This is a genomic window from Janthinobacterium agaricidamnosum NBRC 102515 = DSM 9628 (assembly GCF_000723165.1).
Classification (GTDB): Bacteria; Pseudomonadota; Gammaproteobacteria; order Burkholderiales; family Burkholderiaceae_D; genus Janthinobacterium; species Janthinobacterium agaricidamnosum.
On record NZ_HG322949.1, the window covers coordinates 392,612 to 412,396 of the forward strand.

The 19,785-nt window shown below is 59.7% G+C and carries 17 protein-coding genes; 8 read left to right on the top strand and 9 right to left on the bottom strand.

The window, feature by feature from the left end; genetic code table 11:
• Positions 1-48 precede the first annotated feature (48 nt).
• The 3 genes from GJA_RS01555 to GJA_RS01565 all read left to right on the top strand — a co-directional run bounded on the left by GJA_RS01555 (position 49) and on the right by GJA_RS01565 (position 4,438).
• Positions 49-1,491, top strand: coding sequence for an amino acid permease (locus GJA_RS01555; RefSeq protein WP_038488019.1), 1,443 nt, complete (start codon positions 49-51; stop codon positions 1,489-1,491).
• Positions 1,492-1,761: 270 nt separating this feature from the next.
• Positions 1,762-3,234 carry an APC family permease gene (locus GJA_RS01560; RefSeq protein WP_081905202.1) on the top strand — a complete coding sequence of 491 codons (1,473 nt, stop codon included), beginning with the start codon at positions 1,762-1,764 and terminating at the stop codon, positions 3,232-3,234.
• Positions 3,235-3,421: 187 nt separating this feature from the next.
• Positions 3,422-4,438, top strand: a complete 1,017-nt coding sequence (locus GJA_RS01565) for a sensor domain-containing diguanylate cyclase (protein WP_038488026.1) — start codon at positions 3,422-3,424, stop codon at positions 4,436-4,438.
• A gap of 8 nt (positions 4,439-4,446) precedes the next feature.
• Here the strand turns inward: GJA_RS01565 and GJA_RS01570 are convergent, their stop codons facing one another.
• Together GJA_RS01570 and GJA_RS01575 are read right to left on the bottom strand one after the other, a co-directional pair.
• Positions 4,447-6,609 (bottom strand): FUSC family protein, encoded by a 2,163-nt coding sequence (locus tag GJA_RS01570; RefSeq protein WP_038498324.1) that lies wholly within the window; start codon positions 6,607-6,609, stop codon positions 4,447-4,449.
• A 244-nt stretch (positions 6,610-6,853) separates the two neighbouring features.
• Positions 6,854-8,530, bottom strand: a complete 1,677-nt coding sequence (locus GJA_RS01575) for a M14 family zinc carboxypeptidase (protein WP_422567896.1) — start codon at positions 8,528-8,530, stop codon at positions 6,854-6,856.
• 210 nt (positions 8,531-8,740) lie between these two features.
• Between GJA_RS01575 and GJA_RS01580 the strand changes: the two genes are divergently transcribed.
• Positions 8,741-9,466, top strand: coding sequence for an MBL fold metallo-hydrolase (locus GJA_RS01580; RefSeq protein WP_144241403.1), 726 nt, complete (start codon positions 8,741-8,743; stop codon positions 9,464-9,466).
• Between the two features lie 32 nt (positions 9,467-9,498).
• On the opposite strand, the gene GJA_RS01585 is transcribed toward GJA_RS01580, so the two are convergent.
• On the bottom strand, positions 9,499-10,197 hold the full coding sequence (locus GJA_RS01585; RefSeq protein ID WP_038488032.1) for a dienelactone hydrolase family protein: 699 nt from the start codon (positions 10,195-10,197) through the stop codon (positions 9,499-9,501).
• A gap of 96 nt (positions 10,198-10,293) precedes the next feature.
• On the opposite strand from GJA_RS01585, the gene GJA_RS01590 reads away from it, so the two are divergent.
• Positions 10,294-11,238 carry a GlxA family transcriptional regulator gene (locus GJA_RS01590; protein WP_038488036.1) on the top strand — a complete coding sequence of 315 codons (945 nt, stop codon included), beginning with the start codon at positions 10,294-10,296 and terminating at the stop codon, positions 11,236-11,238.
• Positions 11,239-11,338: 100 nt separating this feature from the next.
• Here the strand turns inward: GJA_RS01590 and GJA_RS01595 are convergent, their stop codons facing one another.
• The 6 genes from GJA_RS01595 to purB form a co-directional block, all read right to left on the bottom strand.
• On the bottom strand, positions 11,339-13,492 hold the full coding sequence (locus tag GJA_RS01595) for a S46 family peptidase (RefSeq protein WP_038488039.1): 2,154 nt from the start codon (positions 13,490-13,492) through the stop codon (positions 11,339-11,341).
• A gap of 313 nt (positions 13,493-13,805) precedes the next feature.
• Positions 13,806-14,075, bottom strand: coding sequence for a GlsB/YeaQ/YmgE family stress response membrane protein (locus tag GJA_RS01600; protein WP_038488042.1), 270 nt, complete (start codon positions 14,073-14,075; stop codon positions 13,806-13,808).
• A 312-nt stretch (positions 14,076-14,387) separates the two neighbouring features.
• Positions 14,388-14,957 carry a YceI family protein gene (locus GJA_RS01605; RefSeq protein WP_038488045.1) on the bottom strand — a complete coding sequence of 190 codons (570 nt, stop codon included), beginning with the start codon at positions 14,955-14,957 and terminating at the stop codon, positions 14,388-14,390.
• Positions 14,958-15,012: 55 nt separating this feature from the next.
• A complete protein-coding gene (locus GJA_RS01610; RefSeq protein ID WP_051780134.1) occupies positions 15,013-15,570 on the bottom strand; it encodes a YceI family protein in 558 nt (185 codons plus the stop codon).
• A gap of 89 nt (positions 15,571-15,659) precedes the next feature.
• A complete protein-coding gene (locus GJA_RS01615; RefSeq protein WP_038488048.1) occupies positions 15,660-16,184 on the bottom strand; it encodes a cytochrome b in 525 nt (174 codons plus the stop codon).
• A 251-nt stretch (positions 16,185-16,435) separates the two neighbouring features.
• Entirely contained in the window at positions 16,436-17,815 is a 1,380-nt protein-coding gene (gene purB / locus GJA_RS01620) for an adenylosuccinate lyase (protein ID WP_038488050.1), read from the bottom strand.
• 23 nt (positions 17,816-17,838) lie between these two features.
• Between purB and GJA_RS27685 the strand changes: the two genes are divergently transcribed.
• Genes GJA_RS27685 through GJA_RS01630 form a run of 3 tightly spaced genes read left to right on the top strand, consistent with a single transcriptional unit; the run spans position 17,839 to position 19,717 of the window.
• Positions 17,839-17,994, top strand: coding sequence for a hypothetical protein (locus tag GJA_RS27685; RefSeq protein ID WP_156484108.1), 156 nt, complete (start codon positions 17,839-17,841; stop codon positions 17,992-17,994).
• Positions 17,995-18,038: 44 nt separating this feature from the next.
• Positions 18,039-18,650, top strand: a complete 612-nt coding sequence (locus GJA_RS01625; RefSeq protein WP_038488053.1) for a glutathione S-transferase C-terminal domain-containing protein — start codon at positions 18,039-18,041, stop codon at positions 18,648-18,650.
• A gap of 32 nt (positions 18,651-18,682) precedes the next feature.
• On the top strand, positions 18,683-19,717 hold the full coding sequence (locus GJA_RS01630) for a LacI family DNA-binding transcriptional regulator (protein ID WP_038498333.1): 1,035 nt from the start codon (positions 18,683-18,685) through the stop codon (positions 19,715-19,717).
• The last annotated feature ends 68 nt before the right edge of the window (positions 19,718-19,785 follow it).

Genomic DNA, 19,785 nt, shown 5'->3' on the forward strand with positions numbered 1-19,785 from the left:
TGTGCGAACGGCGCCGCACCGACAATTATAAAAACAGGAGAAGATTGAATGAAAGTAACTGAGCAGGGCTTGCAGCGTGGCCTCGGAGAGCGCCAGATCCGCCTGATGGCGCTTGGCGCCGCGATTGGCGTCGGCTTGTTCCTGGGTTCCGGCAATGCGATCAAGATGGCCGGCCCGGGCATCATGCTGTCTTACATCATCGGCGGCGCGGTGATTTTCATGATCATGCGCGCGCTCGGCGAAATGGCGGTGCACAATCCGGTGGCCGGTTCGTTCAGCCGCTACGCGCAAGATTACCTGGGGCCGCTGTCGGGCTACCTGACCGGCTGGAATTACTGGTTCTTGTGGCTGGTTACTTGTATCGCCGAAATCACCGCCGTGGCAATCTATATGGGCGTGTGGTTCCCGGACGTGCCGCGCTGGATCTGGGCGCTGGGCGCGGTGGCCGCGATGGGCTCGGTCAACTTGCTGGCCGTCAAAGCCTACGGCGAATTCGAATTCTGGTTTGCGCTGATCAAGGTGGTCACCATCGTGCTGATGATCATCGGCGGCGCCGGCATGATTGTGTTTGGCCTCGGCAACGACGGGGTGGCGATCGGGATTGCCAATTTATGGAGCCATGGCGGCTTTTTCCCGAATGGCGCGCAAGGCGTGCTGATGTCGCTGCAAATGGTGATGTTCGCCTACCTCGGGGTCGAAATGATCGGCTTGACGGCCGGCGAGGCGGCCAACCCGAAAAAATCGATTCCGGACGCGATCAATTCAGTGTTTTGGCGCATCCTGATTTTTTATGTCGGCGCGCTGTTCGTGATCCTGTCGATTTATCCGTGGGACCAGATCGGCACTCAGGGCAGCCCGTTCGTCATGACGTTCGAGCGGCTCGGCATCAAGACGGCGGCCGGCATCATCAACTTCGTGGTGCTGACGGCAGCCTTGTCGTCGTGCAATGGCGGCATTTTCAGCACCGGCCGCATGCTGTACAACCTGGCGCTGCAGGGCCAGGCGCCGCAGCCGTTCGCGGCAACGTCGTCGAATGGCGTGCCGCACCGCGCCATCATGGTGTCGGTGCTGGCCTTGCTGGCCGGCGTGTTGCTCAATTACCTGGTGCCGGAAAAAGTGTTTGTCTGGGTCACGTCGATCTCGACCTTCGGCGCGGTCTGGACCTGGGGCGTGATCCTGGTCACGCAGATGCGCTTCCGCAAGACCTTGACGGCCGCCCAAGTCAAGGCACTGGCTTTCCGCATGCCGTTCGCGCCCTACGGTTCGTGGATTTCGCTGGCTTTCCTGGTGCTGGTCATCGGGCTGATGGCGTATTTCCCGGATACCCGGGTGGCGCTGGTCATCGGGCCGGCCTGGCTGGTATTGCTGACGGTGCTGTATTACGTGCTGGGACTGGCGCCAGGCAAGCGTCATCCGCGCCATGATGCGGAAGTGCCGCTCGGTTATGAAGCGGGCGGACCGTTGCCGAAACCGATGCTGCCCAAAAAATAAGCGCTGCAACGTGAAACTGTGGCGGGTAAATGACGCCCATCCACAGTTTTTTTCATCTTGCGCTTACCATATTCCATCTTGTTCGGACACTTGCCGCTGCATGCGGCGTTGTTTTCCTGCATAAAACATCTGTTTGGCTATGCGGATGAAAGCCCTATAATCGCTTAGTTTTTGAAAATGGCGCCTCTTGCGCATCCGGCCTGGCCGCGATGCGGACCAGGCGTCATTTTTGTAGCGCTTTGCGCACCATCACACCATTAAAGGATGCCTGTGAACCAAACCCTGGTCCAGAAATTAACCCGCACCAAGCCGATCGATACCACGGTCGTCCATGGCGAGGGCCTCAGCAGCAGTGGATTGAGCCGTTCGATCGGTTTGTTTTCCCTGACCATGATCGGGGTCGGTTCCACCATCGGCACCGGGATTTTTTTTACCATGGTCGAGGCGGTGCCCAAGGCCGGGCCGTCGGTGATCCTGTCGTTCCTGATCGCGGCCGTGACCGCCGGGCTGACGGCGCTATGCTACGCCGAGTTGTCATTTCGCATACCCGCGTCCGGATCGTCGTATTCCTTCGCTTACGCCACCGTCGGCGAATTCCTCGCCTTCGTCATGGCGGCCTGCCTGTTGCTCGAATATGGCTTGGCGGCCAGCGCCACGGCGATCGGCTGGTCGTCCTACCTGAATAATTTCCTCGGCAATGCGATCGGCTGGCAAATCCCCGCGATGCTGCGCTCGCCGATGATCGTTTCCGGGGCCAATGGCGTGGAATTCCACGCCGGCCACATCAACTTGCCGCCGGTCTTGCTGGTGATTATGTGCGGTTTCCTGCTGATACGCGGCACCAAGGAATCGGCCACCATCAATGCGGTGATGGTGCTGATCAAGCTGGCGATCCTGATATTTTTCCTGGTGATCGCCTTTTCCGGCTTTCATACAGAAAACTTTTTCCCATTTTTCAATGCCGACAATAGCAAGGGTTTTGCCGGCATGACCGGCGTGACGGCCGCCGCCGGCACGGTGTTTTTCTCGTTTATCGGGCTCGACACGGTGGCCACCGCCGGCGACGAAGTCAAGGATCCGAACCGCAACGTGCCGCGCGGCATCCTTGGCGCGCTGGCCATCGTCACCGTGTTTTATTTGCTGGTCGCGTTCGCCGCGCTGGGCGCCCAACCGGCCCATATGTTCGAAGGCCAGGAAGCCGGCCTGTCGGTGATCTTGCAAAACGTCACGGGGCAAACGTGGCCGGCGCTGATCCTGTCTGCCGGCGCGGTGATTTCCGTGTTCAGCGTGACGCTGGTGACGATCTATGGCCAGACCCGCATCCTGTTTGCCATCAGCCGCGACGGCTTGATCCCGAAATCGTTCCAGACCGTCAACCCGCGCACGCTGGCGCCGGTCAGCAACACCCTGATTGTGTGTCTGGTGGTGGGACTGGTTGCCGGTTCGGTCGATGCGACGTTCCTGTGGGATATGGTCAGCATGGGCACCTTGACCGCCTTCATCGTCGTGTCGCTGGCGGTGCCGGTATTGCGCCGCAAGGAAAACGGCAATGGCATCAAGGGTTTCCGGGTGCCGTTCGGTCCTTACCTGGTGCCGGGCTTGAGCGTGTTTGCGTGCCTGTACATCATGCGCGATTTGTCGAGCACAACCTTCCATGTATTCACTGCGTGGATGGCGGTGACGGTGCTGATTTATTTCGGCTACAGCATCCGCAATTCACGCTTGAACAAGAAGGCCGGCTGACCCGGCCGCCGAGTTGCTGAAGATAGCCCGCAGCCGCTGCGGGCTTTTTTTTATCGCTGGTTTTATCTATTGATGCTGCGTAATAAATATGAATTCTCCGTATGGCAAGGCGGATCGCTTATTGCTGATTGGAAATTTCTATGAGACCATCAAGGATTGATTTTTAAGCAAGAACATCCGTAACGACATGCATGCCCAGACCTTGATTTCGTCGCCCAGCGCAGCAACCCTGCTGGAAATCATCCGTATCCAGACCGAAATCGCCAAGGCTGGCCTGGATCTGGCCGATGTGATGGCGCTGGTGGCGCGGCGCGCGCAATTCTTGACCGGCGCGGCCGGCGCCGTGGTCGAATTGGCCGAGGGCGAGCAAATGGTGTACCGGGCCGCTTGCGGGATTGCCGAACCTCAACTCGGTTTGCGCTTGCAGCAGCGCGGCAGCCTGTCCGGCTTATGCGTGGAGCAGGGCAAGATCTTGCATTGCACTGATTCCGAAACCGATCCCCGGGTCGACCGCGAAGCGTGCCGCAAGGTCGGTTTGCGGTCGATGATACTGGTGCCGCTGCATCACCTGGATGTGACGGTCGGCGCGCTGAAAGTGCTGTCGCCGTTGCCGTGCGCCTTCAACGATGGCGATATCGAAGTGCTGGGCCTGATGTCGGAATTGATCGCCGCCGCGATGTTCCACGCGGCAAAATTTGAAACCAATGAATTGTATTTTCGCGCCACCCACGATGCGCTGACCGGCATCGCCAACCGGGCGCTGTTTTTCGACCGGCTGCGCCAGTCGCTGGCGCATGCCGAGCGCCACTCGGAGCGGGTCGGCATTTTATTCCTCGACATGGACGACTTAAAACCGATCAACGACCGCTACGGCCACCGTGCCGGCGACGCGGCGATCAAGGAATTGGCGCAGCGCATCGCCGGCGAATGCCGCGAAACCGATACCGTGGCGCGCGTCGGCGGCGATGAATTCGGCGTGATCCTGTCGCATGTCGCCAGCCGCAGCGGCGTCGAGTCGAAGCGCGACCGGCTGGCTGAATGCATCGACTTTCCGCTGCAATTCGAGCAGCACCAACTGAGTTTGCGCGCCAGCATAGGCTTGGCGGTGTTTCCCGACGATGGACGCAAGATCGATTTCCTGGTCGACAAGGCCGACCGCGCCATGTATGAAGTCAAGCGCCGCCGCAAGAGCATCGGCTGTTAGCGTATTTCTTAAGCTGCCTGCGGCGCGACGATATGCACGATCGCCTCGCTATGCACCACGATCTTGTCGGCATCGGCTTGTAACAACCGGATACGGCGCTGCACCAGCGGCCAGCCTGACCAGCTTGCCGGGTCTGGCCCGGTGATTGTGTCAGGCAAGGAACGGCTGGCCGGTGCAGCGTTATCCTGGTGCGCCAGCGCCAGCGATAAAGTTTGGCATACTTGGCGGTGGCTGTGTTCCAGTATGGCATTCACCGCCGCCACCGGCAATTGCGCCGCATGGCGGCTGAGGATTGAGCGCAGCGCGGCGACATGGGCCACCAGCAAATAGTTTTGCACGATGAACAGGTTGATGTCTTCCACCGCGCGCTGTTTGCCGGCCGGTTCGTCGAGCATGCGCACCAGCGCCGAGCTGAGCGCCGCCAGGCTGTCCATCAGCCGCTTGCGTTCGATGCGGTAGGCCATATCGTTGGCGCACTTGCCTTGCAATAATGCGAAACTGGCTGCCATATAGGTCAGGTTGGCCGCCAGCACTTGTCGTATCAGCCGCTGCAAGCTTTGGTATTCCCAACTGGCCAGCACGAAGCTGAACACGGTGGCCACCGCCGCGCCGATGAAGGTGTCGATCAGGCGTTCGCCGATCAGGTTGGTATTGTCGGGCGCCACCAGGTGCATTTGCAGCAGGATCAGCATGCTGACGGCGATCGCCGTGTAGCGGTAGCGCAGGTGGATGAAGGTCGGCGTGGCGACGATGGCGAGGAACAGGATCGCGACGATGGCGATGGTGCTGTGCACCAGGTACAGCACCAGCGCGGTCAGCACGCAGCCGATGATGGTGCCGATGATGCGGTCGCCACGGCGCTGTTTGGTCATGCTGAAGGTGGGCCGCAGGATGATGACGATGGTCAGCACGATCCAGTAACTGTGCGCCATATACGGCAATTGGTGGCCGATCAGCAAGCCGACGGAAATCGCCATCGCCACCCGCAGCGCGAAGCGGAATACCGGCGAGTCGAGGCGCAGGTTCGACAGCAGCATCTGGATTTCATATTTTTGCTGCGATAAAAAGGGCGCCAGGTCGGCGCCGCTCCAGAACGGCATGTCGTGCTGGATGGTTTGCGACGCCAGGTGCAGCTCGCCTGTCATCCTGATCAGGGCGCGGATCTTGTTGCGCTGGGCGCGCAGCGTAGCCAGCGCTTCCTGCACCGGCTCGCCGGCCGCGACACGCCGTTGCAACTCCTCGATTTCCGCTTCGATGGCTTGCCACTCGGTGTCGTAGTCGATTTGCGCATAGGAGGCGCGCTTGCGCGTCATCGCATACGCCACCGCCTCGATGTCGCGCGCCGCCTTGAACGCCAGCTTGCGCAGCGCCACCAGCACGTCCGAATCGGCCAGGTGCGTGCGCAACTGGGCGTAATCGGTATGGGTCGACAAAATCAGTTCATACAGGTCGAGCATGCAGACGTGGACTTGCGCGACGATCGCATCCTTGCTGTTGTCGTGGCTGCGCAAGATCAAGTCGCGCGACGCTTGTTGCCGGTCGGCCAGCACGCTTTGATGGCGCACCAGCTTGTTGAATTGTTCGGTCAGGTTGTAGCGGGTGTCGTAGAAATCGGCCTTGATATCGATGTAGGCGGCCAGTTCGAACAGCGCCTCGGCCAGCACTTGCTGCTTGATGCGGTGGCGCAAGAACCAGGCGATGGCCATCGCATACACCAGGTAAGCGAGACCGCCGGCCATGAACAGGGCCGCGTGATGGAACGATTGCGCCGGCGTCATGTCATGCTCCATCGACATGGTCATGATGAACAGTGCGGCCAGTTGCAAGGGCATCGACTTCTTGCCGTAGACCACCATCATGCTGGCCAGAAAACTGATCAGCACCAGCACCGTCAAGAGCAGCCAGTGCACCTGGCTGCACAAGCTGATCAGCAGCGTGACTGCGCTGCACAGCAAGACCGCGGCCAGCATTTCATTCAATTTGTGACGCAGCGGACTGGGCATGTCCATCAGCATGGTGCACAGCGCGCCGATGCCGACCGTCATCGCGGTAGCGCTGTCGCTGACCGCCAGCGTCAGGAAAGTCAGGCCGACCAGGCCGATCGCGACCCGAAGCCCGAGGTAGAAATAATGGCTGTAGATAAAGGTGCGTGGATTGAGCGCGTAATGCATGATGGTGCCTTTGCTGTCACCGCAAAAATAGAAACGCTGCACTAAGATTCTATCCCGGTAGTGAGCGTCGTCTGCTGGCAGCGCATCGGCAGCGCGGACCAGGCGTGAGGAGGACGCGTGACGGGCCACGCGACGACGATCAACCCAGTCCCCGCTACTGAGGAGCGCCAGAAGAGGGCGTATTCATCTACTGAGATAGGCTCTAAACTTCAGTGCAGCGCTTGTCATACCGGCAGGCGAGTATTTAAATAATCGACAAGACCGGATAGCGCCGCCATTCCGGCTCGGCGTAACGCTGGCAATTCTCAAAGATGAAATCAAGCACGGCTTCCTGATTGCTGAGCAATTCAGGATGGGCGATTTTCCATTGCCCGAACTTGGCGGCCAGGGCCGGCTCGTCGCGCAGCAATGCGGACGCCATGTCTTCGAACACGTAATCGGAAAACGCTTCTTTCTTTTCCAGCACGCTGTTGAAGAAACCCCAGCGGAAGAAACTGTCGTGGCCTTGCGGTTCCAGGGTTTCCACCGCGTAGCGGGCATTATCCTGGTTCAGCGAAATATAATAATCGCCGACTTGCAATTGCGCCTGGATGCTGCGCTGTTCCAGTCGTACCTCGTCATGGAACATATGGCCTTCGTAGGCATGCGCCCGCGAGCCGGCCGACAGGATATGGTAGTACCTGGCGTCGACCGTAGCAGAGGTTTCGATGCGCGTCATTTCGACGCCGTTCCATTGCAGCCGTTCAATGACTTCGCGCCACGCTTGCGGCACCACGTACGCTTTTGGCGCGGCGATCACCACGTCGGCCGTGAAGTGGTTGTAATAGGCGATGTCGCGCTCCCACGGCTGGCTGCGGTCGTAGGACAGGCGCTGGTAATCGCCGATGATGCTGGGCGTGTATTTGGCCGCGTAACCGCTGAAGCGGAAGGTCGACGGTTTACTTTCATCCATTTTCCAGCTGACCGGCCAATGCGTACGCTGTGCGCCTTCGGCCTTGGCGGCGGTCCGCAATTGCTGAATGCGCGCGCCGTGTTGCACCGTGAACGCCATGGTGACGTCGAGCAAGGCGCGCATCGAGTCGTAGCGGTCGGCGAAGGGTTTTAGCATATGGGTTTCCGGCATGAAGCCGATCACATGATGCAGAGCGGCAAAGCCGGTCGAAAAGCGCGGCACTTCGAGGAATTCGGCGATGCCGTGGTCCGGGCTATCCTTGACCGGATTGACATACGGGCAAGTCGGCCAGCCAGCGTTTTTCATTTCCGCAAAGATGTGCGGCAACATGGTGTCTTGCAAGAATGGTCCCAAGCCGCTGCCGAGCTTGTCGGTCTGGGTGTGGATCAGGGTCATCGTGTACGGGTAGTCGGCGCCGTTCGAGGTGTGGGTATCGACCATCACGTCCGGATCCCAGCTGGCCAGCAGGCGGTTGAACACTTGCGCGTTCAGGCTGTCGCACTTGATGAAGTCGCGGTTCAGGTCCAGGTGGCGGCTATTGCCGCGGAAACCGAATTGTTCCGGGCCATCCTGGTTCACGCGCGAGGTGTCGGCGCGGTTCAAGCTGCCGTCGACGTTGTAGAGCGGAATGAACAGCAGCACCATATCACCCAGCGCGGCCAGGCGGGCCGGCTCGAAGCACAGGTCGCGCACCATTGCCATGCAGGAATCGACGCCTTCCGGTTCGCCCGGATGGATGCCGTTATTGTTGAAAAACACGGTACGGCCGGCCCGCTTGATTTGCTCGCGGTCGAATACGCCATCGGCGCTGACCACGCCGGCATGGATAGGCACGCCGGAATCGGACAGGCCGATTTGCTCGAAGTGCAATATCTGCGGAAAGCGCGAGGCCAGTTCTTTATAAAATTGGATGCATGCCAGCCAGGTCGTGGTCTGGTTTTTATTGCCGAGTTCGTAGGGTGTGCGCATATCTGCCTGCATGGCGATGAGATTCCGGGAAAGCGTGAAAAGCGCACTGGATAAGTACGCCGTCGAGCGCTCATTGTAGCATCCGGACCCGGCATTTGATGTGTTGCAGATGGCGCCAGACGGGCATGTGTTATTACTGGATGGTCGATCGGTTTTCACGGGGGAAACATGCTGAAAATATCGAATGCACGGTGGCTGACCGGACTTTGTTTGGCGTCGCTGCTAAATATTGCGCTAGGGCAAAACAGTGCTCCCCGTTACACCTTGCGATTGCCGGCCGAACCGGCGCCGGCGCTTCCCCTGATACCTTTTTCCGGCACGCTACAGTTTTCCGGCAGCGCCACCGCCGTTATCCAGTACCAGGGGGTGACCATCGTCAGCGAACCCGATGGCGCGCTGTCGCCGCCGGCGGATCTGGTGCTGCTGTCGCAATTGCCGAAGGAACGTCTGGCCGGGGTGCTATTGCTGAAGCGCGATACGCCGATTGTCAGCACGGTCAAGGTGGCGCAGCAATTACGTGAACTGGGTTTCCAGAAACTGTTTCCGCTGAAAACCTGGGATGCGATTCATGTCAGCAAGGGGGCCGCCCGGTTGCGGCTGACGGCGATGCCCGGACGCGCCGCGCCTGGCGGACCCGATAGCATCAGCAGCATGCTCGACTTTGGCACGCAACAAACCGGAACTTACCGGATCTTCATTATCGGCGATGCTGCCGAGCATGGCGATATCGAGCAAATCCCGCAGCGCTTTCCCGGCGCCGACCTGGCCTTGCTGCATCTCAACGGCGCCCGCTTGCTGGGCGTCGTGACGAGTGCCGGCCAGTTACGCATCAGCTATTTGGATCCGGGCCAGCGATACGAATTTTCAACGGGCGGAAACTTGCTTCCCGCCAAGGGGACGATCAGGCGCAAGCCATCGGCGCGCCCGGCCAGATAGCGCCAGGGCGGGGCGGCAATCGGGCTGGCCGTTCAAGCAAACAGATGCTTTCCGAAAAACGTCAGCGTCCGGTCCCACGCTTGCCGGGCCCACACGGGATCGTATTGACTGGTCGGCATGCGGCCGTTGCCGACCGCTTCTTCGTTGGCAAAGGCATGCGGCGCCAGGTAGCGATGAAAATCGAGCGCGACACCAGCGTTGTCCAGCATGGTCTCGAGCTCTGCCACCGTTTCCAATTTAAAATGCTGGTCCTGGGTCGCCCAATGCCCTTGCAGCGGGACCTTGATTTGTTGCGGATCGATGTATTCCAGCGGCGGGAAGCCATAGAACGTCACTGCCGCGTCAAGTTCCGGGTTGCAAACGGCGCTCATGATCACCAATGCGCCTCCCATGCAAAAGCCCATGCTGCCGACCTTCGACGCCCGCGACTGCAGGTACTGGATCGCTCCACGCACATCCTGCGACGCCGCATCGGCAAAATCGAGTCCGTTCATCAGGTGGCTTGCTTCCTCTTGCTCCACGGTAGACTTGCCCCTGTAAAGGTCCGGGACCAGCGCCAGGTAGCCGGCGCTCGCCAGCCGGTCGGCGACCGCCCGAATTTGCCCGTTAAGGCCCCACCATTCCTGGAGCACGACGATCCCCGGTGCGTTCCCGGTATTTTTTTCAGGTTCTGCGAGATAGCCTTGCAGCTCTTGCCCATCGGGGCGCCTGATTGTGACGGTCTTTCCCATGTGTGACTCCTTGCTTGTCGGCGAATGTGCTTGGAGCCAGTGTAGGGGCGTGTCATGATGGCTGCAATGACGTAGGTGCAAGGATTTAGGACATCGATGGAGGTGGTTTTGGATATTGGAATTGTTGTATATGACGGCTTCCAGGCATTGGGCTTAGCGCTGGGCACCGTTTTCGAATATGCGAACCTGTTGTCCGGCAAGCCCGTTTATCACGTGACGCTGGTGTCGGAGCAGGGCGGGCCGGTACGGTCGTCGCAGGGATTCGAGGTCCATACCGCCGCATTCCCTGAACGGCAGTTCGACACCTTGATCGTGCTCGGGAATAACGATTGCATCGGACCGTCCACAGGGTTGCAAGCCTTTTTGCAACAGGCTCCGGATCACAGCCGGCGCGTTGCCGCGGTCTGCACCGGCGCATTTGTGCTCGCCGCCGCAGGATTGCTGGATGGCCGGCGCGCAACGACGCACTGGGACTACACGCGGCGGCTCGGTAAGGCGTATCCGAAAATCACGCTTGACGACGATCGCATTTTTGTCATCGATGGACAGATCTGGACCTCGGCCGGCATGAGCGCGGGGCTGGACCTGGCCTTGGCCTTGGTCGAGCAGGACCTGGGGCCGGAAATCAGCAAGACCATCGCGCGCAAGCTGGTGATCTATCACCGGCGTACCGGCGGACAATCGCAGTTTTCCGCGCTGCTGGATATCGGCGCGAAGTCGGATCGCGTGCAGACCGCGCTGACCTTTGCCAGGGAGAATTTGAAGAGCGCGCTGTCGGTCGACGTCCTCGCGGCGGTTGCGCGGCTCAGTCCGCGCCAATTCAGCCGGGTGTTTCGAGAGGAAACGGGAAGTTCGCCCGCCAGCGCAGTCGAACGGCTGCGGGTCGAAGCGGCCCGCGTGCTGATGGAAACGAGCAGCCATTCGATCGATATCATTGCCAGGGAGACTGGCTTTGGCAACCGCGAACGGATGCGGCAAGCGTTCTTGCGCGCCTGCGGACAGCCTCCCCAGGTGATCAAGCGCTTGTCGAAAGAAGCATGAACGGCCGGTGCCGCACGCATAAAAAAAGCCACCCCGAAAGGTGGCTTCAAGTTACAACTGCCTGGAGACCAGGCTTATTACTTGTTGTTATCCAACAATATTATTCGACGCCCATTTCTTTCAACAGCTTGTCGGCGTGGTCGACATGTTTCATGTTCCACAGGATGTAGCGCAAGTCGACCTGGATCGAGCGGGTGTTGGCCTTGTTGTAGTCCCAGTCGGAAATGATCGAATCGAGCGTGCCGTCGAATGCCAGGCCGATGAATTCGCCTTTGGCGTTCAGCGCTGCCGAACCGGAATTGCCCCCGGTAATATCCAAGGTTGCCAGGTAATCGACCGGTACGGTTTTCAGTTTCGGATCGACGTATTTGCCAAAGTCCTTGGCCTTGATCGCCGCCAGTTGTCCAGCAGGGGCATTGAACTCGCCGCTGCCGGTTGCTTTTGCCACGACGCCATTGACGGTGGTGAACGCGGTCCAGGCGGTGCCGTCGACGCCATGGTCGCGGCTGGCAATGCGGCCGAAGGTCACGCGCAGCGTGCTGTTGGCGTCAGGGTAGACGGCCTGGCCCTTGCTCTTCAGGTAGGCGATTTTCGCCTTCATGTAGCTGGCGTAGGTTTGCTGGATCTTGCCGGACAGTTCTTCATCTTCCGCTTCGTTTTTCAGGCTGTCCGGATACATCGCGACGGCGGCCTTGATGAAGCTGTCGTTGCTGGCCTGGAATTCAGCCGGCGTGCGTTTCAGCCATGCGCTGCGTTCCGCCTTGTCGCCCAGCTTGCTGCCGGCGTACAGCGCGTCCAGCGCGGCGGCCAGTTCGGCCTGGCTCATGCCATCCTTGATGCCGATCGCGGCATCGAAGCTGGCGCGGCGTTGTCCCGCCGGTTCAGCGGCGTACTTGGCCAGGCTGTTCAAGACCAGCGCCTTGTCGACTTTCTGGTCGTAGGTGCGTTCGACCGAATTGACGCCCGATTCGATGCGCGGCACATCGCGCAACTGGTAACCCGATTTACGCTGTGCATCGGCCTTGGCGTTTTCATTGGCGAGGCGATACAGGGTGCGCGCGGTGTTCAGCAAACGCGGTTGCGAGTAGCTCAGGAAAAAATCGCGCTTGATATCGGCATCGCGCTCGGCGATCAGTTTTTCAACTTGTTCGATATCGTTGGCGTATTCGGCCTTGCGCGCAGGATCGGCGTTGACCCATGCTTTCAGCTCTTCCTGTTCCTTGGTCTTGCGGGCCAGGAAATCGCTGCCGGCGTAGGAATCGACCATGCCCTGGCGGTTCTTGTAGTAATTGTTCACGCTGGCGACCTGGCCCGCGTATTTCAGTGCGACATCCTTGTCATCCTTGGTTTCGCGGGCGATGATGGCCAGCGTTTCGCCGGACGCCTTGACGAAGGCAGGGTAGTTCCAGCCGAACGTAAACGCCACTTCCGATGGCAGGCGGTGGCGGTTGGTGCGGCCTGGATAGCCCAGCGCCATGACGAAGTCGCCTTCCTTGACGCCTTCCTTGGCCAGTTTCAGCACGTGTTTCGGCACGTAAGGAACGTTGTCCTTGCTATAGTCGGCGGCCTTGCCGTCCTTGCTGACGTAGGCGCGGTAAAAACCGTAGTCGCCGGTGTGGCGCGGCCACATCCAGTTGTCGGTGTCGCCACCGAATTTACCGACGCCGAGCGCCGGCGCGTGCACCAGGCGCACGTCGCGAATTTCCAGTTGCTTGATCAGGTAAAACTCCAGGCCGCCGTAATAGGCCGACACGGTGCAGCGGTGGCCGCTGTCTTTTTCGCACTCGGCAACCAGCTTTTTCTGATTGTTTTCGATCGCGGCGATGCGTTGCTTGCCGGTCAGCTTGGCGACATCAGGGGTGATGATCTTGTCGCTGACGTTGGTCACTGCGGTGGTCACGAAAATGCGGCTGCCTGGAGCGGCCGGCAATTCTTCGGCAAAAGTTTTCGCCAGGAAACCATTGGCCAGGTAATCATGTTCCTTGGTCGAATTGACCGCCACGCTGTTGTACACGCAGTGATGGTTGGTGGCGACCAGGCCTTGCGGCGACACGAAGGAAGCCGAGCAATTGCCCAGGCTGACGATCGCGCCCATCGGGAATTCGGTCAGTTTGGTCAGGGTTTTCGGGTCCAGCTTCAAGCCGGCGGCTTTCAGTTCTTTCGCTACTTGTGGTAGCTGCTGCGGCATCCACATACCTTCGTCGGCGTGCGCGAAGTTGCTCAGGATGGCGAGCGTGATCAGTGTTTTTTTCATGCGAGTTCTTGTCGTTGGCAAAAAAAGTGAGGAAGTCTTACATTGTGGTTGCCCAGATATATTCATTGGGCGACCTAGAGTATCCTCACCGCTACCGTAATAGTCAACTACAAACTTTATCTATGAAGCATCGAAACAAAACACTGTGGCATTTAAGGCCGACGTAGCACGGCTGACGGGAATGTGCTAGCACACAGACATCTTGTTTGCTGTAAAAACAATTCCGGCCGACCCTGAAAGGCGCCGGCCGGAATGGCTTGCAACGGTAATCTGATCGAACTGAAAATGCCGGACCGCTGGTTTAGCGGGACGGCTATCGCGCCTTGCCGCGGCGGATGAAATTGACGATGGCCAGCAAGATCAGCGCGCCGAGGAAGGAAACGAACAGTGACGCCAGGCTGAAGTCGTCGCTATTGATGGTGCCTGTGCCAAATAGCGGGGCCAGTAGCCAGCCGCCAAGGAAGGCGCCGATCACGCCGACGACGATATTGAGGAAAATGCCTTGCTGGGCATCGGTTTTCATGACGATGCTGGCCAGCCAGCCGATGATGCCGCCGATAACGATCCAGATGATGAAATTCATAATATTCCTCCGCGCTATAGATGAATGGTTGCCGCCAGCCCGGTGCCTGGCGGTGTGGCAAGCAAAATGGAACCGGGAATAGGTAAGGACTCACACGCGTCGAACAGCCGATGACGGTTTGATACTGCCCCCGCACGATTGAAAAGTCCAGCGGCTTTTTTGCAGGCAAAAAAAAGCCCCTTGCCGGTGTGAACCGGACCAGGGGCTGTGCGCAGCAGGTTTTGTCAGGCTTTATCCCGGTAGATGAATACGCCTTCTTCTGGCGCTCCTGAGGCGCTGCCAGCAGAAGACGCTCACTACTGGGATAGGCTCTTAATCGGCCTTGATGGCTTCCACCTGAATCGCCAACCTGACTTCCGGCGCGAACGACGGCCCGCCGTAGCTGAGGCCGAAATCGGTGCGCTTGAATTCGGCCGACGCATCGGCGCCGCACACTTCGCGTTTCAGGCGTGGATCCAGCGCGCACTTGAATTGCTTGATCGTCAGGGCCACCGGCTTGGTCACGCCCAGCAAGGTCAGCTCGCCTTCGACCGACACCGGCTTGTCGCCGTCGAACTTGAACGATTTGCTTTTGTACGTCGCGGTCGGGAATTTCTCGACGTTGAACATGATCGGCTTTTTGGCTTCGCTGTTCATCGCTGGCAGGCCGAAATCGATCGAGGTGGTGTCGATGACGATGTCCAGCGAGCCGGTCTTGGCGGCGCGGTCCAGCGTCACGGTGCCGCTGGTCTTGTTGAACTTGCCGCGCCAGAACGACAGGCCGTGGTGATCGGCTTCGAAGCTTGGATAGGTGTGCAGCGGGTCGATATTGTAGGTATCGGCGGCGAAAGCGGAACCTGCGGAGGCGGCCAGCAAAGCGATGATCAGATGCTTGAATTTCATGGTTTTCCTTATCGAGAAAGACTGCGCTGTCGGGTGTTACTGTGCAGATGAACGATCAAGGCGCCGCGGTCACGTGGAACTTGATGGTGACATCGTCGGCCACGATGGAGGTGTCCTTCCATTCGCCTTCGCCGATGTTGAAGGCCAGGCGCTTGATCGGCAGCACGCCGTCAAAGACTTGCTTGCCGCCTTCGGTCTTGACGGTCAGCGGGAAGGCCACGTCGACGGTCTTGCCCTTGATGGTCAGCTTGCCGGTGACGTTCAGCTTGCCGGCGCCGGCCGCCTTGATGCTGGTCGAGGCGAAACTGGCTTTCGGGAATTGCGCGGAATTGAACCATTCTTTCTTGGTCACTTCCTTGTTGTATTCCGGGTCGCCCATGTCGAGGCTGGCGGTTTCGATGTCGACCGTCGCTTTCGACGCATCCGGCGTCGCGGCGTTGTAGTCGATCACGATATTGAACTTCTTGAACGGCGATTCGACCGGCACATTCATTTGCTTGAAGGTGGCCGAGACGCTGCTTTTGGCGGGGTCGGTTTTCAGCAGGGTGGCGGCGCTGGCGACCAGCGACAGGCCGAGCAGGGAAGCGAGAACGATGCGGTGTGTAATTTTCATGAAACAACTCCTGAGGTAATAGTGGTCATGCTATTTGTCGAGAACGAAAGAACGATCGCCGGCGGGGAATCGATGGGGTAATGACTGAATCACGGCAGCATGCGCTGGAGTACGCCGTCGCGATCGATGAATTGGTGTTTCAACGCGGCCAGCACGTGCGCGGCAACCGCGGCGGCCATGGTCATGTTCAACAGGTAGTGGATTTCCCTGAGCAGGGGTTTCAACTCCGGATTCGGCGCCATGAATACCGGCAGCTGGAACAGGCCCAGGTACACCACCGGTATGCCGGCCGCCAGCGTAAACAGGTAGCCGGAAACCGGCACGCCGAAAATCAGCAGGTACAGCACGATGTGCATGCCGTCGGCCGCCTTCTTTTGCCAGACCGGCATATTGAGCGGATGCGGAGGCGGCACGTTGAAGCGACGCCACAGCACGCGCAGGCAGGCGAGGCCGAGGACGGTCACGCCCAGCCATTTATGCCATGAAAAGTATTTCAGTTTGCTGGGACTGAAACCGGGGATGCCGGTCATCACCAGGCCCAGTGTGAAGGCGGCAATGATCAGCAAGGCGATTAGCCAGTGCAATAACATTGCGGTTTTGGTATAGCGTTGCATGTGGCTGCTTTCTGGTAAATAGTACGTATTAGGACTAATACTACCAAAGAAAAACAAAATATGCTGGGTGGAACTAATTTTATTCCCGCCGCTGGCGGCGACCTGTTGCTTGTTGCTGCACTCCACTAAAATACGCGAAAACAACTTAAAATAATAGTATCACTACGCTATATGAAACTAATTTTATTCCGGGCCAGCCGCAACGACCGGCCCGGATGACATGATCTTGTCCTTAAGACAGGCTTAAAGCATCAAATTGCGCGTGCCAATTGCGCCGCAATGCCGATGTAATTGGCTGGCGTCATGGCCAACAGCAAGTCCTTGGCTTCTTGCGGAATCGCCAGGCCGTTGACGAATTCCTGCAGCGCCTCGCGCGAAATGCCTTTGCCGCGGGTTAATTCCTTCAGTTGCTCGTACGGATTTTCGATGCCGTAGCGGCGCATCACGGTTTGTACCGGCTCGGCCAATACTTCCCAGGTCGCGTCGAGGTCTTGCGCCAGCCGCGCCGGATTCACTTCCAGCTTGTTCAAGCCGCGCAGGCAACTGTCGTAGGCCAGCAACGTATAACCGAGGCCGACGCCGATATTGCGCAGCACGGTCGAATCGGTCAGGTCGCGCTGCAGACGCGATACCGGCAATTTTTCGGACAGGTGTTTCAGCACGGCGTTGGCCAGGCCCAGGTTGCCTTCCGAGTTTTCAAAGTCGATCGGGTTGACCTTGTGCGGCATGGTCGACGAACCGATTTCGCCGGCCTTGGTTTTTTGCTTGAAGTAACCGAGCGACACATAGCTCCAGATATCGCGGTTCAAGTCCAGCAAGATGGTGTTGGCGCGGGCGAACGCGTCGAACAGCTCGGCCATGTAGTCGTGCGGTTCGATCTGGATGGTGTACGGATTGAACACCAGGCCGAGGCGCTGTTCGATGACGGCCTTGGAAAACGCCGGCCAGTCGAAGTCGGGGTAGGCCGACAGGTGCGCGTTGTAGTTGCCGACCGCGCCATTCATCTTGCCGAGGATTTCCACTTGTCCGATGCGCTGGACCGCACGCTGCAAGCGTGCCACGACGTTGGCGAATTCCTTGCCCAGGGTGGTCGGGCTGGCCGCCTGGCCGTGGGTGCGCGCCAGCAGCGATACGTCGGCGTTGTCGTGGGCGATCTGGGTCAGCTTGGCCAGCAGCCCTTGCAGCGTCGGCAGCATCACCTTGTCGCGCGCGGCTTTCAGCATCATGCCGTGCGAGGTGTTGTTGATGTCTTCCGAAGTGCAGGCGAAATGGATGAATTCCGAGGCCGCGACCAGTTCCGGCACGTCTTGCACTTGTTCCTTGAGCCAGTATTCGACCGCCTTGACGTCATGGTTGGTGACCGCTTCGATGGCCTTGATGCGCGCCGCGTCGGCTTCGCTGAAATCGGCCGCCATCTTGTCGAGCAAGGCATTCGCGCTGGCCGAGAACGGCTTGATTTCGGCAAAGCCGGCTTGCGACAATGCTTGCAACCAGGAAATTTCCACTTTCACGCGGTGGTGCATGAAACCCGCTTCGGACAGGATCGGGCGCAGGGAATCGGTCTTGGCGGCGTAACGGCCATCCAGCGGGGAGAGGGCCGACAGCGTGGAGTACGGAGTAGTAGAAGTCATGGGAGCGGACGCAAGTTAAAGAAATGGTTGGTCTGGCGGCTGGCGCCGCCGTGCTGGCGCCGCCGTGCCGGCGCGCGGGCCTGGAGCGCGGCGCGGCCAGCGTCAAAGCGGGATTTTACCACCGCTGGGCGGTGCAAACCCGTAACTGTTGTATAGGCAGTGCAAGGCTGGCCGAGTGACTTGCGATGTTATACTGGCATCCAGCCCTTTATTAGAAGTGACCATGAAACTGATCGGTTCCCTTGCCAGCCCGTATGTCCGCAAAGTCCGCATCGTGCTGGCGGAAAAAAAGCTCGATTACGTGTTTGAACTTGAAAACGTCTGGGCGCCCGACACCAGGATACAGCTCTGCAATCCGCTCGCCAAAGTGCCCTGCCTGGTGATGGAAGACGGCAGCGCGCTGCACGATTCGCGCGTCATCGTCGAATACCTGGACACGCTGACGCCGGTCTGCAAATTGCTGCCGGGCGCGAATGGCCGCGAACGGACCGACGTCAAGTGCTGGGAAGCGCTGGCCGACGGCATCCTCGACGCCGGCGTGCTGGCGCGGCTGGAACGCACGCTGCGTGCGCCGGAACAGCAAAGCCCCGAGTGGATCGCGCGCCAGCTGGCCAAGGTGAGACACGGCCTGGCGGAACTGGAACGCAAGCTGGGCGACAGCGCATTTTGCGCCGGCAAGAAGTATACGCTGGCCGACGTGGCGGTCGGCTGCGCGCTGGGCTGGCTCAGCTTCCGCTTTCCCGAAATCGACTGGCGCGCGCAGCATCCGGCGCTGGGCCGGCTGTTCGACAAATTGTCGGAACGTCCCTCGTTCAAGGACACCGTTCCGCAGTAAGCGGCAGATTGTTCACCAGCGGTCCGCACACCATGCATAAAAATAACGATCCGAAGGCGCAGCAGCGCCTGCAAATGGCCGACATCGCGCGCCTGGCCGGCGTGTCGACGTCAACCGTCTCGCGCGCGCTGAGCGGCAGTCCGCTGGTCAACCAGGAAACCCGCGCGCGCGTGATGGAGTTGGCGCGCTCGCTGAATTACTCGATCAATATCGGCGCGCAAAACCTGCGCCTGAAGCAAAACCGCACGGTCGGCGTGGTGGTGCCGTATGACGCGGCGACGCGCCAGCATTTGTCGGACCCGTTTTTCCTCGGCATGCTGGGCAGCCTGGCCGATGCGCTGACCGAGCAGGGTTTCGACATGCTGATTTCGCGGGTCGACGCCGAAACGCTGGACGCGGCCGCGCAATCGTTCGACAGCGGCCGCGTGATCGGCATCATCCTGATCGGCCAGTGGCGCCATCACGACCAGTTGAACCAGCTGGCGGCGCGCCAGGTACCGATCGTGGTGTGGGGCGCGCACATGCCGCAGCAGCTGTATTGCACCGTCGGCGGCGACAACGTGGCCGGCGGCCGGCTGGCGGCGGAACACTTGCTGGGACAGGGACGCCGGCGGATCGCCTTTTTCGGCGACATCAACCTGCCCGAAGTGGCGCAGCGCCACCAGGGGTATGCCGAGGCGCTGGGCATGCGCGGCATCGATTGCGAAGAGCAGCTGTATGTGCCGGGCTCCTTCCTGCCGCAGGGCGGCGCGCTGGCGGTGCAGGAGCTGATGCGGCGCGGCACGGCGTTCGACGCGATCTTCGCCTGCAGCGACTTGCTGGCGATGAGCGCCATCAGCGCCCTGCGCCAGCATGGCTGGTCTGTGCCGGAACAGGTGGCGGTGGTCGGCTACGACGATATCGAGCTGGCCGCGTATTTCCATCCGCCGCTGACCACCGTGCGCCAGCCGATCCGCGCCGCCGGCCGGGCGCTGGTGTCGTCGCTGCTGGCGCTGGTCGACGGCACGCCGATGGCGTCGAACCAGTTGCCGACCGAATTGATGGTGCGCGCCTCCAGCAGCTGTTAATTATTGCAACTGATGAATTGCAACCGATTGCAATAATCTTCAATTTTCTGTGATTTTTCATGTTGCAA